The 14608-nt window shown below is 67.5% G+C and carries 15 protein-coding genes; 3 read left to right on the top strand and 12 right to left on the bottom strand.

Annotation, left to right across the window (positions count from 1 at the left end):
- Positions 1 to 108: 108 nt before the first annotated feature.
- The 5 genes from metW to argB form a co-directional block, all read right to left on the bottom strand.
- Complete coding sequence (metW, locus tag DIE12_RS15305; protein ID WP_044847830.1) at positions 109 to 717, bottom strand: methionine biosynthesis protein MetW; 609 nt, start codon at positions 715 to 717, stop codon at positions 109 to 111.
- Positions 714 to 1859, bottom strand: a complete 1146-nt coding sequence (locus tag DIE12_RS15300) for a homoserine O-acetyltransferase (protein WP_044847831.1) — start codon at positions 1857 to 1859, stop codon at positions 714 to 716. The genes metW and DIE12_RS15300 overlap by 4 nt, the downstream gene beginning before the upstream one ends.
- Before the next feature lie 416 nt (positions 1860 to 2275).
- The gene (gene slmA, locus DIE12_RS15290; RefSeq protein WP_124486693.1) at positions 2276 to 2938 is read right to left on the bottom strand and encodes a nucleoid occlusion factor SlmA; all 663 of its coding nucleotides are present in this window, start codon (positions 2936 to 2938) and stop codon (positions 2276 to 2278) included.
- Positions 2905 to 3696, bottom strand: a complete 792-nt coding sequence (locus tag DIE12_RS15285; RefSeq protein ID WP_124486692.1) for an HAD-IA family hydrolase — start codon at positions 3694 to 3696, stop codon at positions 2905 to 2907. The genes slmA and DIE12_RS15285 overlap by 34 nt, the downstream gene beginning before the upstream one ends.
- Entirely contained in the window at positions 3693 to 4592 is a 900-nt protein-coding gene (argB, locus tag DIE12_RS15280) for an acetylglutamate kinase (RefSeq protein ID WP_006490510.1), read from the bottom strand. The genes DIE12_RS15285 and argB overlap by 4 nt, the downstream gene beginning before the upstream one ends.
- Before the next feature lie 368 nt (positions 4593 to 4960).
- Between argB and DIE12_RS15265 the strand changes: the two genes are divergently transcribed.
- The 3 genes from DIE12_RS15265 to DIE12_RS15255 all read left to right on the top strand — a co-directional run bounded on the left by DIE12_RS15265 (position 4961) and on the right by DIE12_RS15255 (position 7261).
- Complete coding sequence (locus DIE12_RS15265) at positions 4961 to 5185, top strand: cysteine-rich CWC family protein (protein ID WP_124486691.1); 225 nt, start codon at positions 4961 to 4963, stop codon at positions 5183 to 5185.
- Positions 5186 to 5298: 113 nt separating this feature from the next.
- On the top strand, positions 5299 to 6705 hold the full coding sequence (locus tag DIE12_RS15260) for an ATP-binding protein (protein ID WP_044847840.1): 1407 nt from the start codon (positions 5299 to 5301) through the stop codon (positions 6703 to 6705).
- A gap of 13 nt (positions 6706 to 6718) precedes the next feature.
- Entirely contained in the window at positions 6719 to 7261 is a 543-nt protein-coding gene (locus DIE12_RS15255; protein ID WP_044847841.1) for a response regulator transcription factor, read from the top strand.
- A gap of 85 nt (positions 7262 to 7346) precedes the next feature.
- Here DIE12_RS15255 and hslU read toward each other — a convergent pair whose 3' ends face one another.
- The 7 genes from hslU to DIE12_RS15215 all read right to left on the bottom strand — a co-directional run bounded on the left by hslU (position 7347) and on the right by DIE12_RS15215 (position 14607).
- Complete coding sequence (gene hslU / locus DIE12_RS15250) at positions 7347 to 8690, bottom strand: ATP-dependent protease ATPase subunit HslU (protein ID WP_044847842.1); 1344 nt, start codon at positions 8688 to 8690, stop codon at positions 7347 to 7349.
- A gap of 10 nt (positions 8691 to 8700) precedes the next feature.
- Positions 8701 to 9237 carry an ATP-dependent protease subunit HslV gene (gene hslV / locus DIE12_RS15245; RefSeq protein ID WP_006760749.1) on the bottom strand — a complete coding sequence of 179 codons (537 nt, stop codon included), beginning with the start codon at positions 9235 to 9237 and terminating at the stop codon, positions 8701 to 8703.
- A gap of 238 nt (positions 9238 to 9475) precedes the next feature.
- Positions 9476 to 9892, bottom strand: a complete 417-nt coding sequence (gene dksA, locus DIE12_RS15240) for an RNA polymerase-binding protein DksA (RefSeq protein ID WP_006477498.1) — start codon at positions 9890 to 9892, stop codon at positions 9476 to 9478.
- A gap of 492 nt (positions 9893 to 10384) precedes the next feature.
- The gene (locus DIE12_RS15230; RefSeq protein WP_124486689.1) at positions 10385 to 11458 is read right to left on the bottom strand and encodes a GTP-binding protein; all 1074 of its coding nucleotides are present in this window, start codon (positions 11456 to 11458) and stop codon (positions 10385 to 10387) included.
- A 198-nt stretch (positions 11459 to 11656) separates the two neighbouring features.
- Positions 11657 to 12871, bottom strand: a complete 1215-nt coding sequence (locus tag DIE12_RS15225) for a class I SAM-dependent rRNA methyltransferase (RefSeq protein WP_124520553.1) — start codon at positions 12869 to 12871, stop codon at positions 11657 to 11659.
- Between the two features lie 76 nt (positions 12872 to 12947).
- Positions 12948 to 13868, bottom strand: coding sequence for a tyrosine recombinase XerC (xerC, locus tag DIE12_RS15220; protein WP_124486688.1), 921 nt, complete (start codon positions 13866 to 13868; stop codon positions 12948 to 12950).
- Between the two features lie 13 nt (positions 13869 to 13881).
- Complete coding sequence (locus tag DIE12_RS15215) at positions 13882 to 14607, bottom strand: DUF484 family protein (RefSeq protein ID WP_124486687.1); 726 nt, start codon at positions 14605 to 14607, stop codon at positions 13882 to 13884.
- Position 14608 lies beyond the last annotated feature (1 nt).

Below are 14608 nucleotides of genomic sequence, written 5' to 3'. Positions count from 1 at the left end.
GGGTAGCGTTGACTGATGGCGGCGGCAGCGCAGGCGGCGGCGCGGGTAGCACAGGAGCGCGGCCGTACGTGCGTGCGGGCCGTCGGCGTCCGTCAACGGCCCCCCGGCTCAGCTGCGCTTGACGCGATAGACAGCAAGACTACCACGCCAGTTCGCTCCCCATCGAATCGGCTGGCCTTCGTGCAGCACGATGCGGTCGAGGATCGTGACGCCGACTTCGGGCGCGAGCGCCTCGAAATCCTTGATCGTCAGCACCCGGACGTTCGGCGTGTTGTGCCACTGGTAAGGCAGCGACTTCGACACCGGCATCCGGCCGCGCAGCACCGACAACCGGTGCGCCCAGTAGCCGAAGTTCGGGAACGACACGATGCATTCGCGTCCGACGCGCGCGGTTTCGCGCAGGATCGCGGCCGTCTGGTGGATCGTCTGAAGGGTTTGCGACAGGATCGCGAAATCGAAGCTGTGATCCTCGAACAGGCGCAGGCCGTCCTCGAGGTTCTGCTGGATCACGTTGATCCCGTTCTTCGCGCTGGCGAGCACGCCCGCGTCGTTCAGTTCGATCCCGTAGCCGGACACGTCGAGTTCTTCCGACAGCAGCGACAGCAGCGAGCCGTCGCCGCAGCCGAGGTCGAGCACGGTCGCGCGCGGTTCGACCCAGCGGGCGATCGCGCGGAAGTCCGCGCGGGCGGACAGGGAATTCAGTGCTTGCTGGTTCATGCCCCCACCTCGATGGCGATTCGTTCGTAATACGCGCGGAGCAGGTTGTGATAGCGCGCGTCGTCGAGCAGGAACGCGTCGTGGCCGTGCGGCGCGTCGATTTCCGCGTAGCTGACCGTGCGCTTGTTGTCGAGCAGCGCCTTCACGATCTCGCGCGAACGCGCCGGCGCGAAGCGCCAGTCGGTCGAGAAGCTCGCGATCAGGTATTTCGCCTGCGTGTGCGCGAGCGCGGCCGTCAGGTTGCCGTCGAACGCCTTCGCCGGATCGAAGTAGTCGAGCGCGCGCGTGATCAGCAGATAGGTGTTCGCGTCGAAGTAGTCGGCGAACTTGTCGCCCTGATAGCGCAGGTACGACTCGACCTCGAACTCCACGTCGAAGCTGAAGTTGTACGCGTCGAGCGCGCCGTCCGCACGGCGCAGCGCACGGCCGAATTTCTCGGCCATGTCGTCGTCGGACAGGTACGTGATGTGGCCGATCATCCGCGCGACGCGCAGGCCGCGCTTCGGCTTCACGCCGTGTGCGTAGTAGTCGCCGCCGTGGAAGTCGGGATCGGACAGGATCGCCGAGCGTGCGACCTCGTTGAACGCGATGTTCTGCGCGGACAGCTTCGGTGTCGACGCGATGTCGATGCAGTGCGCGACGCGCTCCGGATACATCAGGCTCCACGCGAGCGCCTGCATCCCGCCGAGGCTGCCGCCCATCACGGCGGCGAAGCGCTCGATGCCGAATGCGTCGGCGACGCGCGCCTGCGCGTGCACCCAGTCCTCGACGGTGACGACGGGGAAGCGCGCGCCGTACGGCTTGCCGGTCGACGGATCGATGCTCATCGGGCCGGTCGAGCCGAAACACGACCCGAGATTGTTCACGCCGATCACGAAGAAGCGGTTGGTGTCGAGCGGCTTGCCGGGGCCGACCATGTTGTCCCACCAGCCGGTGCTGCGCGGATCGTCCGCGTAGACGCCGGCGACGTGGTGCGACGCGTTGAGCGCGTGGCAGACGAGCACCGCGTTCGAGCGCGCGGCGTTGAGCTCGCCGTACGTCTCGACGACGAGCTGATAGTTGCCGATCACGCTGCCGCTTTGCAAGCGCAGCGGTTCGGCGAAGTGCATGGTCTGTGGAGCGACGATGCCGATCGATTCCATTCGTTCCGCCTTATGCCATATGACTGGGCGGCTAAATGGTGTCGGCGAGGCGCGGAGTCGAAGGTGCGCGGCTGACGACCTCTTTAGCCGCATTTGTAGTGAACCGCCGGGGAACGACGCATCGACGCGTCAAGGCCCCGGCCGGTTCGCGCGCCCGCAATCGAGTCAGCAAATCGGCGCGCTTCCGGCCTGCCGCCAAGGGGGCGGCAAGTCGGCAAAGTATAGCGGAATTCCGCCGGAGGCGGATTGCATCGGGGCGTGCGGCCCGCTGGCCCGTTACCAGCAGCGGTACTTTGCCGTGAATTGCCCCGTGGCCACCGAGTAGTCGGACAGGTTGCCTTCCGCGCGGAGGCTGGCCGATATCGAGAAGCGCTGGCTCACTTGTCCGGTCGTGCCGAGTCGGATGGAAGCGCGCGTCACTGCAGAATCAGCCGCAAATGCGCATCGGCCTGTTCCCCGGGCGGCTTCTGGAACCCGCCTTTGGCAAAGCGATGCCACCGGCCGATCACATAGCTGACGAGCAGGCTTGCGCGCGCGGCGGGATCGTAATCGGCCGGCAGCACGAACGGCGCCGCGCCGTCGGGCGCCTGGGATTCGGTGCGCGCGACCCGCAGGCACTGCTTGACGGTCGCCTCGATCCGGTCGAGCAGCTGGTTCACGCGCTCGGTGAGCCGCTCGTCCTCGCCGACCAGCGCCTCGCCGGTCAGCACGCGCGTCATGCCGGGGTTCTTCGCGGCGAAATTGAGCATCGTCAGCGCGATCGTGCGTGCCTGCAGCACGCCGTTCGGCTCCTTCGCGACGATCTGGTTGACGAGGCCGAACAGCGCCTGCTCGATGAACTCGATCAGCCCTTCGTACATCTTCGCCTTGCTGGAGAAGTGCCGGTACAGCGCGGCTTCCGACACGTCGAGCCGGGCCGCGAGCGAGGCCGTCGTGATTTTTTCGGGCTTCGGCGCCTCCAGCATCGCGGCGAGCGTCTGCAGGATCATCACGCGCCGCTCGCCCGGCTTCGGGCGCGGGCGGGACGGCGTGGCCTGGTCTTCCGTTACGGCTTGGTCCTGCGGGTAAGTCGGCTGCATTTTTGTCGCCCCGATCGTGTGCCCAGTCGCAGCGATTTTAACGAACGAATGCGCTGGTCGACATAATGCGGCCGGCCGATGTTCGGCAGATGACCCGGAAGGTGGCCCGTGATCCATACGGTGCCGATGCCGAGGCGCTTGTAGCGCTTCAGGTGGCTGCGGGTATCCTCGACGAGGATCGCGTCGGCGAGCCGCGCGTGCGCGGCGCGCAGCGTGCGGCGCAGCATCGTGTGATCGGGCTTTGCGCGCCACGCACGCCGGTCTCGCATGTGCTCGATCGCGATCACGCGCTCGAACAGGCGTTCGATGCGCAGCTCGCGCAGCACCGCGCGCGCGTAGTTCTCGGGCGCGTTGGTCAGCACGAACTTGCGGCCCGGCAGCGCGGCGATGATGCGCGCAAGGCCGCGCTCGGCGCGCAGCATCGCGGGCAGGTCGGAAAACGTGTGCACGACCCGCAGGAAGTCGTTCGGATCGATCGGATGGTGGCGCGTGAGGCCGAGGAGCGCGGCGCCGTAGCGCTGCGTGTAGCCGGTGCGCAGGCGATCGGCTTCGACGCGCCCGACGTGGAGCGTGTCGATGATGTATTGCGTCATCGCGCGGTTGATCTCCGGGAAGATCGCGTGCGATGCGTGGTGAAGCGTGTTGTCGAGATCGAACAGCCAGACAGGCGAGCCGGCGCGCGGCCGGCTGCGGGAGATGCGCCGGCGTCGCAGCGACGCCGGCAGGTCGGGGCGGGTGGTCTTGCGGCGCGCGCTCAATGCGAGCGGATCATCGTGCCGAACGGCTGCTCGGTCAGGATTTCCAGCAGCACCGAGTGCTCGATGCGGCCGTCGACGATGTGCACCGACTTCACGCCGCTCTTCGCCGCGTCGAGCGCCGACGAGATCTTCGGCAGCATGCCGCCCGAGATCGTGCCGTCCTCGAACAGCGCGTCGATCTCGCGCGCCGACAGGTCGGTCAGCAGGTTGCCGTCCTTGTCCATCACGCCGGGGATGTTGGTCATCATCAGCAGCTTCTCGGCGTTCAGCACCGTGGCGAGCTTGCCCGCGACCAGATCGGCGTTGATGTTGTATGAGAGGCCGTCCTCGCCGAAGCCGATCGGCGAGATCACCGGGATGAATGCGTCGTCCTGCAGCGCCTTCACGACCGCCGGGTTGATCGCCTCGACTTCGCCGACCTGGCCGATGTCGATGTACTGGCCCGGATTGTCGCGGTCCGGCATCAGCAGCTTGCGAGCATGGATCAGGCCGCCGTCCTTGCCCGTCAGGCCCACCGCATGGCCGCCGAAGTGGTTGATCAGCATCACGATGTCCTGCTGGACTTCGCCGCCCAGCACCCATTCGACGACTTCCATCGTTTCTTCGTCGGTGACGCGCATGCCCTGGATGAAGGTGCCGGCCTTGCCGATCTTCTTCAGCGCATGATCGATCTGCGGGCCGCCGCCGTGGACGATCACCGGATTGATGCCGACCAGTTTCAGCAGGATCACGTCGCGCGCGAAACCCTGCTTGAGCCGCTCTTCCGTCATCGCGTTGCCGCCGTATTTGATCACCACGGTCTTGCCGTGGTAGCGGCGGATGTACGGCAGCGCCTCGGCGAGGATTTCTGCCTTCAGCGTGGGGGCGATCTGCGAGAGGTCGATGGGCTCGGACATGGCGGCGGCTCTGGCTGGGAACGGTTGAAACAGGGCGAATTGTACAGGAGTGGCGCAGCGCAGCATCGGGTTTTTGGGCTGGCCGGACGGCCGATCGCGCGGGCCCGGCGCCACGCGCGGCGGCCCGTCGGCCATGGCGCCGGACCCTGCGCCGGACCCTGCGCCGAACCCCACGCCGAACCCCACGCCGAACCCCACGCCGAACCCTGCGCCGACCCCCGCGCCGGCGGCGCGAGCGGGGCGACGTGCGCCGCGTGCGGCGCGGTGTCGGCGGCACGCATCGGCCGGACGGCAGACGTGCAAAATCCGTGCGCCGCGCTATGCTTGTCGCGTAGGGAGACGTGCATGCCCGCTTTCACGCTTGAGCCATGACCGATTCCGCCGCCGCCGCCCGTTCGACCCCGCGCCGAGCGCGTTGCCCGCACTGCGGGCGCGGCTTCGACTGCGGCGCCGGCACGCAGCCGTTCGAGTGCTGGTGTGCATCGATGCCGGCCCTGCCCGGCGGCGCGCCGTCGGCAGCCGGTACGCGTTGCCGCTGTCCGGAGTGCCTCGCCGACGAGATCGCGCAACGCATGACCGGTGCGGCCGGCTGACGGTTGCCGGCCCGTGCAACCCGATGCGACGCCGGCTCGCCCGGTGCTCCGTTCGTCCCCACCGATCCGGCCCCCGGTAGAGGCGCCGGGCGCTAAACGGGTAAACTGCTCGGATGCAACGAATCACCACCACCGGGCGCGTCAACCTCAGTCACCTGTTCTGGCTGCGCAATCTCGCGATCATCGGCCAGCTCGTGACGATCGGCGTCGTGCAGACCTATTTCGGCGTGCATCTGCCGCTGCCGGCGATGCTGATGGTCATCGCGCTCGAAATCGTTTTCAACGCGCTGACCTGGGTGCGCGTGCTGCGCGCGCGGCCCGAGACCAATTTCGAGCTGCTCGGCCAGCTGTGGGTCGACCTCGGCGCATTGTCGGCGCTGCTGTTCCTGTCGGGCGGCACGACCAACCCGTTCGTGTCGCTGTACCTGCCGTCGCTCGCGATCGCGGCGGCCGTGCTGCCGTGGCACCTGATGATCTGGCTCGCGGCGTTCGCGGTCGCGTGCTACGCGGCGCTCGGCTTCGATTCGGTGCCGCTCAACATGGATAACCCGGCGAACCTGTTCGACTACTACCGCACCGGGATGTGGGCGAACTTCATGGTCAGCGTCGGGCTGATCGCATGGTTCGTCGCGCGCATGTCGAACGCGCTGCGCCAGCGCGATGCGGCGCTCGGCGAGGCGCAGGCGCACCTGCTGCGCGACGAGCGGGCGGTCGCGCTCGGCGTGCAGGCGGCCACCGTCGCGCACGAGATGGGCACGCCGCTGTCGACGATCGCGATGCTCGCGGAGGAACTGCGCGATGCGGCCCGCGCCGATCCGGGGCTCGCGCGCTACGAGGGCGACCTGAAGGTGCTGGAAGAACAGATGACGCTCTGCACGTCGGCGCTCGCGCGGCTGCGCAGCCGCGCGAGCGCGCCGGCGAGCCGTCAGCCGGTGGATGACTGGCTCGACACGTTCGTCGAGCACTGGCGCCTGCGGCATCCGCACGTGCAGTTCGAGCTGCTGGGTGCGCGCCCGTCTGGCGTCGCGCTCGACGACACGGTCGCGGCCGGCCAGATCCTGACGATCCTGCTCGACAATGCCGCGCGGGCGAGCCCGCACCGCGTGACGCTGGCCGCGAAGCTCGCGCACAACGACCGGGCGGGCGACCAGATCGAATTCGAAGTATGCGACGACGGCCCGGGCATTCCGGCCGCATTGCGCGAATCGCTCGGCGCGATGCCGGTCGACAGCACGCAGGGCGGGCACGGGGTCGGCCTGTATCTTGCGTTCAGCGCGGCCGCGCGCCTCGGCGGCGAGGTCGAGCTGTCCGATGTCACGCCGCGCGCGGCGGGCGGCAACGGGCGCGCGGGTGGCGGTGCGAACGGTCACGCCGCTGCTGCGTCGGGCCAGCGCGCGAGCGAACGAGCGGCAGCCGCGCCGGACAGCCGCCCGGCTGGCGTCACCGGCCGCGGCACCCGCGCGGTGCTGCGCCTGCCGGTGGCGCGCGTCACGGCGCCGGCCGCCTCAACCAACACGTAGACGGAGAAACCACATGAGCGAGAACAATTTCCTGGTGATCGACGACAACGAGGTGTTCGCGGGCACGCTCGCGCGCGGCCTCGAGCGCCGCGGCTACGCGGTCCAGCAGGCGCACGACAAGGAGGCGGCGCTGCGGCTCGCGGCCGGCGGCAAGTTCCAGTTCATCACCGTCGACCTGCATCTCGGCGACGATTCGGGGCTGAGCCTGATCGCGCCGCTGTGCGACCTGCAGCCCGACGCGCGGATTCTCGTGCTGACCGGCTACGCGAGCATCGCGACCGCCGTGCAGGCCGTGAAGGAAGGCGCCGACAACTATCTCGCGAAGCCGGCGAACATCGAGTCGATCCTGGCCGCGCTGCAGACCAACGCGAGCGAAGTGCAGGCCGACGAGGCGCTCGAGAATCCGGTCGTGCTGTCGGTCGACCGGCTCGAATGGGAGCACATCCAGCGCGTGCTCGCGGAGAACAACAACAACATTTCGGCAACCGCGCGCGCGCTGAACATGCACCGCCGCACGCTGCAGCGCAAGCTCGCGAAGAAGCCGGTGCGCCAGTAAGCGGTGCGGCGGCAGCGGCCGGCCGCCCCAACGAAAACGGGCGGCCCCGAAGGAGCCGCCCGTTTCGCATTCGCCACCGCGCGCGTTACAGCACGTAGCGCGACAGGTCTTCGTCCTGCGACACTTCGCCGAGCGCACGGTCGACATACTGCGCATCGATCGTCACGCGCTCGCCGGCGTGGTTGCCGGCCGAGAACGACACTTCCTCGAGCAGCTTCTCGATCACCGTGTAGAGCCGGCGCGCACCGATGTTCTCGGTCTTCTCGTTGACCGCGTACGCGATTTCGGCCAGGCGGCGAATGCCGTCTTCGGCGAACTCGAGCTGCACGTCTTCGGTGGCGAGCAGCGCCTGGTACTGTTTGACGAGGCTGGCATCGGTCGCGACGAGGATTGCCTCGAAATCCTTCACCGACAGCGAGTCGAGCTCGACGCGGATCGGGAAGCGGCCCTGCAGTTCGGGAATCAGGTCGCTCGGCTTCGCGAGGTGGAATGCGCCGCTCGCGATGAACAGGATGTGATCGGTCTTCACCATCCCGTACTTCGTGTTGACCGTCGTGCCCTCGACGAGCGGCAGCAGGTCGCGCTGCACGCCCTGGCGCGACACTTCGCCGCCGCTGCCTTCGTTGTTGCGCGACGTGATCTTGTCGATCTCGTCGAGGAACACGATGCCGTTCTGCTCGACGTTCTGCACGGCCTTCGTCTTCACTTCCTCGTCGTTGAGCATCTTCGCCGCTTCCTCGTCGGTCAGCAGCTTCAGCGCTTCCTTGATCTTCACCTTGCGGCGCTGCTTCTTGCCGCTGCCGAGGTTCGAGAACATCGAGCGGATCTGCTCGGTCATTTCTTCCATCCCCGGCGGCGCCATGATGTCCATGCCGGCCGACGGCTGCTCGAGGTCGAGCTCGACTTCCTTGTCGTCGAGCTGGCCTTCGCGCAGGCGCTTGCGGAAGGTCTGGCGCGTCGCGTTGTTGTCGTCGTTCGCGTGGTCGGCATTGCCGCCGAAGCCCACCGCGCGCGGCTGCGGCAGCAGGATGTCGAGGATGCGGTCTTCCGCCTGGTCGGTGGCCTTGCTGCGCACCTTGCGCATCTCGGATTCGCGCGTCTGCTTGACCGAGATCTCGATCAGGTCGCGCACGATGCTGTCGACGTCGCGGCCGACGTAGCCGACCTCGGTGAACTTGGTCGCTTCGATCTTGATGAACGGCGCGTCGGCGAGCTTCGCGAGGCGTCGTGCGATTTCGGTCTTGCCGACGCCCGTCGGCCCGATCATCAGGATGTTCTTCGGCGTGATTTCCTGGCGCAGCGGGTCGGCGACCTGCTGGCGGCGCCAGCGGTTGCGCAGCGCGACCGCGACGGCCTTCTTCGCCTTGGCCTGGCCGATGATGTGCTTGTCGAGTTCCGAGACGATCTCGGCAGGGGTCATGGTGCTCATGGGGCGGTCCTTACTCGATCGTTTCGATGATGCGGTTGTGGTTCGTGTAGATGCACATGTCGCCGGCGATCTCGAGCGACTTCTCGACGATCTCGCGCGGCGACAGCTCGGTGTTCTCCGCGAGCGCGCGGGCCGCGGCCTGCGCATAGGCGCCGCCCGAACCGATCGCGCAGATGCCGCCTTCCGGGTCGAGCACGTCGCCGTTGCCGGTGATCACGAGCGTGGTGGTCGCGTCGGCCGTGATCAGCATCGCCTCGAGGCGGCGCAGCATCCGGTCGGTGCGCCAGTCCTTCGCGAGCTCGACGGCCGCGCGGGTCAGGTTGCCCTGGTGCTTCTCGAGCTTCGCCTCGAAGCGATCGAGCAGCGAGAACGCATCGGCGGTGCCGCCCGCGAATCCGACCAGTACCTGGTTGTTGTAGATCCGCCGCACTTTCCGCGCGCCACCCTTCATGACGATGTTGCCGAGGGTTACCTGGCCGTCGCCGCCGAGCGCGACCTTGTCGCCGCGCCGGACCGAAACGATGGTCGTGCCGTGAAATTGCTCCATCTGCGTTCCTTGAGAAAAACGGGGAAGAGTCGGGCGGCGCGACGCGCCGCCGCGTGAATCCGCAGTGCGCCGGGGAGCGGCCCGGCGCGCGTCCGTTTCATTTTAGGGCGGGCGCCGGGATATCAAGAGGGGGACGCAAATCGGCCGGCGGGCCGGGAACCGGTGCCGGAAAAACAAAAAGCGCGCGGCAGGCCGCGCGCTTTCGGGAAGCAGCGTGTCGGAGCGGAACGCCGCTCGATCAGTCGCCGAACAGCTTTTGGCGCAGCTCGCGGCGCTCTTGCGCCTCGAGCGACAGCGTGGCCGTCGGACGCGCGAGCAGGCGCGGAATGCCGATCGGTTCGCCGGTTTCCTCGCACCAGCCGTAGTCGCCGGAATCGATGCGGGCGAGCGACTGCTGAACCTTCTTGAGGAGCTTGCGTTCGCGATCGCGCGTGCGCAGCTCGAGCGCGTGCTCTTCCTCGATCGTCGCGCGGTCGGCGGGATCGGGGACGATCACCGTCTCGCGCAGGTTCTCGGTCGTCTGGCCTGCGTTCTTGAGGATGTCCGCCTGCAACTGTTCGAGCCGATTTTTGAAGAAGGCGAGCTGATCCTCATTCATGTAATCCTTGTCGCTCATCTTCAGGATTTCGGCTTCGGTCAAGAGTTTCTTCGTCATCTGCTTGCTTCTTCAATGTGCGGCAAATCAGGAGATAGTGCCTGCACTTTGGGATTACCCGCAACTGCCGCTTGCAATCATTTGCGATTTGCCGTCGCGGGGCCGAAAGCCTCTGGAAAACCGGTTCTCAAATACCAGGACAGGCCTGGCGCGGATTTGCGCGCGCGGCGAACCGGTACTGCGCGGCAGATCGCATCGGCCGCGGCCGGGTGGCGGATGGGCGATCCGGCGCGGTTGCGATGCCCGGGTAATGGTTCTGCAAGAACCGGGCCTGTTATTGCCGTACTCCAGCGGGCACGTATTGTAACTGAATCGCAAGCGGGCGCCGTATCGGGTCGATCCCCGTCGGCTGCGCCAATATCTAGAAAATATAACGCGCAAATCGCGAAAAAGCGATGACGGCGAAACCCTGCCCGGAAACGGCACCCCGCAAGCCCCGCGGCCGCCCGCGAAGGCGGCCGCACGGAAGGCCTGCGACACCGGCCCGACCGCTCAGGCGAGGCAGGCGTCGAGGCCGTCGGTGATCAGGTCCTGCGGCAGGTCGACGCCGATGAACACCATCTTGTTGGTCTTCTTCTCGACCGGCAGCCACTTCGCGGCGAGGTCGCTGCCCATCATCTGGTGCACGCCCTGGAACACGACCTTGCGGTCGACGCCCTTCATGTACAGCACGCCCTTGTAGCGCAACATCCGTTCCCCGTAGATCTGCAGGATGCCGCCGAGGAAGTCTTCCAGCTTGTTCGGGTCGAACGGACGGTCGTTGCGGTACACGAACGACTTGATCTTGTCGTCGTGGTGCGCGTGATGATGATGGCCGTGGTCGTGATCGTGCGCGCATTGACCGTGATCGTGGTCGCAATCCGCGTGATCGTGATCATGGTCGTGATCGTGGTGATGGTGCGCGTGGTCGTCCTCGGCGAGGAAGTCCGGGTCGATCTCGAGCTTCGCGTTCAGGTTGAAGCCGCGCAGGTCGAAGATTTCCTTGATGTCGGCTTCGCCAAAATTCACGACCTTGATCGTCGCCTTCGGGTTCATGTGCATCAGGCGGTGCTTGAGCGCCGCGACGGCCTGGTCGTCGACGAGGTCCGACTTCGTGATGAACAGGCGATCGGCGAAGCCGACCTGGCGCTGCACCACTTCGTGTTCGTCGAGCTGCGCGTTCGCATGCTTAGCGTCGACCAGCGTGATGACGGCGTCGAGCAGGAAATCGTCGGCGATCTCGCTGTCGATGAAGAAGGTCTGTGCGACGGGGCCCGGGTTCGCGAGGCCGGTCGTCTCGATCACGATGCGGTCGAAGTCGAGCTTGCCTTCGCGCTTCTTCGCGGCCAGATCGCCGAGCGCGCGGGCGAGGTCGCCGCGGATCGTGCAGCAGATGCAGCCGTTGCTCATCTGGATGATCTGCTCGTTCGTGTCCTGGACGAGGATCTCGTTGTCGATGTTCTCTTCGCCGAACTCGTTCTCGATCACGGCGATCTTCATGCCGTGCTGTTCATTCAGGATGCGCTTGAGCAGCGTCGTCTTGCCGCTGCCGAGGAAGCCGGTGAGGATGGTGACGGGAGTGGCCATGTCGGTCGCCTGTGGTTCGTGAATCGGGGTCAAAACCAGGATGTGTGCGTCGCGCCGTCGACTCGCGAGCCGGGGCGCACAACCATCCATTGAAACATACCTGTCAAGCCCTCGCCCGTCGTCCGGACGACAGGCGAGAGCGCGGTTCCGCCAGCGCACGAACGGCCGGCGGACGGGTGTGCGTCTAGATCGGGGCGATCAGACGATTTGCAACAGCAGGCCCTTCAGATATTCGCCTTCCGGGAACGCGGCGAGCAGCGGGTGATCGACGCCCGCGCCGAGCCGCTTCAGGATCCGCGCGTCGACCTTCGCGTCGGCAGCCGCGCCCGCGACGATCTTCTGGAACAGGTCCATGTCGATCGCGCCCGAGCACGAGTACGTGAACAGCAGGCCGCCCGGACGCAGCAGCTTGAAGCCGCTCAGGTTGATGTCCTTGTAGGCGCGCGACGCGCGATCGACGCTGTCGCGGGTCGGCGCGAACTTCGGCGGATCGAGCACGATCAGGTCGAAGCGCTCGCCTTCGTCGACGAGGCGGCGCAGCGTCTTGAACGCGTCCGCGTCGAGCCAGGTCGCGCGGTCGGGATCGAAACCGTTCGCGACGACGTTCTGCTGCGCGAGCGCGAGCGCGTCGCCCGACGAATCGATCGACACGACGCGTTTCGCGCCGCCCTTGAGCGCCGCGAGCGAGAAGCCGCCCGTGTAGCAGAAGCAGTTCAGTACGTCGCGGCCGTCCGCGTATTGCGCGACGAGCGCGCGGTTGTCGCGCTGGTCGACGTAGAAGCCGGTCTTGTGGCCGTTCGGCACGTCGACGTGATAACGCACGCCGTTTTCGTTCGCGATCAGCGTAGCGGGCGGCGCGTCGCCGGCGAGCACGCCGGTCGTCTGCGCGAGCCCTTCCTTGTCGCGGATCGACACGTCCGAGCGTTCGTACACGTTCGGGCAGCCGGTCGCGCCGCTGAGCGCCGCGACGATCGCATCCTTCCATGCCTCGACGCCCGCGGCCATGAACTGGCACACGAGCTGGCCGCGCGGCGCGGCGCCCGGCTCCGCCGTGTCCGCGATGTAGTAGTCGACGATCAGCCCCGGCAGCCCGTCGGCTTCGCCGAACACGAGCCGCACCGCGCCCGTGCCCGACACCATCGTCGTGCGGTGCGCGACCGCGCGCTGCACGCGGCGCTTGAAGAAGGCGTGATCGATCGGCTCGTTTTCGTCGAAGCTCCACACGCGCACGCGGATCTGCGACTGCGGGCTGTACGCGCCGCGCGCGAGGAAGCGGCCGTCGTGCGCGCGCACGACCACGGTCGCGCCGGGGGCGGGCGTGCCGTCGACGCGGTCGATCGCATTGGCATAGATCCACGGATGCCGGCGCAGCAGCGATTTTTCCTTGGACGGTCTGAGTGTGACGGTTTGCATGATCGGATCGATTGGGGCCGCGGACGGCGCTGGCCGTTGCCGGCCGCCGCGCGCGGCGGGTAGGGCGGAACGCGCGTCAGTCGCGCTTCTTCGCGCGCGGATGCGCGCTGTCGTAAATTTTCGCGAGATGCTGGAAGTCGAGCGACGTGTAGACCTGCGTGGCGGCGACGCTCGCGTGGCCCAGCAGCTCCTGCACCGCGCGCAGGTCGCCGCTCGACTGCAGCACGTGCGTCGCGAACGAATGGCGCAGCACGTGCGGGTGGACGTTGGCGGGGATGCCCGCGGCCAGCGCCGCGCGCTTCACGCGGTCGCGCACGACGCCCGGCGCCATCCGGTTGCCGCGCACCGACACGAACAGCGGATGCGGATCGTGCTTCACGAATTCGCCGCGCACCGCGAGCCACGCGTTCAGCGCGTCGATCGCCTTGCGGCCGACCGGCACCTTGCGCTCCTTGTTGCCCTTGCCGCGCACGGTGACTTCGGCTTCGGCGAGATCGAGCCAGCCGGCCGAGCGGTAGCCGTCGGCCTGCGTATACATGACGTCGAGCCCGACCAGTTCCGCGAGGCGCAGCCCGGACGAATAGAACAGCTCGAGGATCGCGTGATCGCGGATGCCTTCGGTCGTGCCGGCGAGCGGCGTATCCATGAGTGCGACCGCATCGTCGACCGACAGCGCCTTGGGCAGCGATTTCTCGCGTTTGGGCGCGCGCACCCCGGCAACGGGATTCGCGGGCAGCTCGACGCGCTGCGCGAGCCAGCGATAGAACGCACGCCATGCGGAAAGCCGGTGCGAGATCGAGCGAGCGGACAAGCCGCCCGCGTGTGCGCGCACGACCGCGCCGCGCATGTCGGCGGCCGTCAGCGCGTCGAGCGGGCGGCCGGCGGCGAGTTTCTTCAGTTCGTCGAGTTCGTGCGTGTACGCACGCAGCGTGTGTTCCGACAGCTGCCTGACGTGTTTCAGGTTCGACAGGTAGGCGGCGATCGGATCGTCGGTCATCGCGGGAGCGATCTCAATGCGGCAGCAGACGCGTGAGCGCGGCGCTCGCGAGCGTCGCGATCTGCGCGAGGAAGTCGGTCGCCATCCCGTCGTGGAAGCGGCGCGGATCGGGCGAGCCGAGCACGAGCAGGCCGAACGCGGGCGCATCGGTGCCGCCGAGCGGCGCACGCAGCGCGAGCAGCGCGACCGACGTGGCCGCGCCGTCGCCGGCCGGCGCGGCTTCGGCGCCTTCCGCCGCATTCGCGGCCGGCGCCGCGAGCGCGGGCGCGAGCCACTGGGCCGCTTCGAATCCGGTGTTCGCGCCGCAGTACGGCGTCGACAGCCCGTTCGTGAAGAGCCGCACTTCCTCGCCGACCTGGCGCGCGAAATCGGCCTGCGCATAGGTGTCGGCGACGTCCCAAACGCGCAGCGCGGTTTGCGGCACATCGAACACGTCGGCGATGCCTTCGGCGATCGTGCGCGGCAGCGCGTACGGGTCGCGTTCCGCGATCACGCGCGCGGTCCAGCGGCTGAACTTCGCGGACAGGCTGTCGTTCTCGTGGCCGTAGCGCACGAGTTCGGCGAGCCGGCGCTCGAGATGCTTGTTCTTGTCGCGCAGCATCTCCATCTGCCGCTCCTGCAGCGAGATCGCGGCCTTGCCGTGCGGGTTCGCGAGACGGATCGTCGCGAGCAATTCCGCGTGTTGCGCGAAGAATTCGGGATTGGCGAGCAGGTAGTCGGCGACTTCGCGATCGTTCATG

The sequence above is a fragment of the Burkholderia sp. Bp9015 genome (genome assembly GCF_003853505.1).
In the GTDB taxonomy this organism is placed as follows: domain Bacteria; phylum Pseudomonadota; class Gammaproteobacteria; order Burkholderiales; family Burkholderiaceae; genus Burkholderia.
This window is presented reverse-complemented; position numbering and strand designations above follow the sequence as displayed.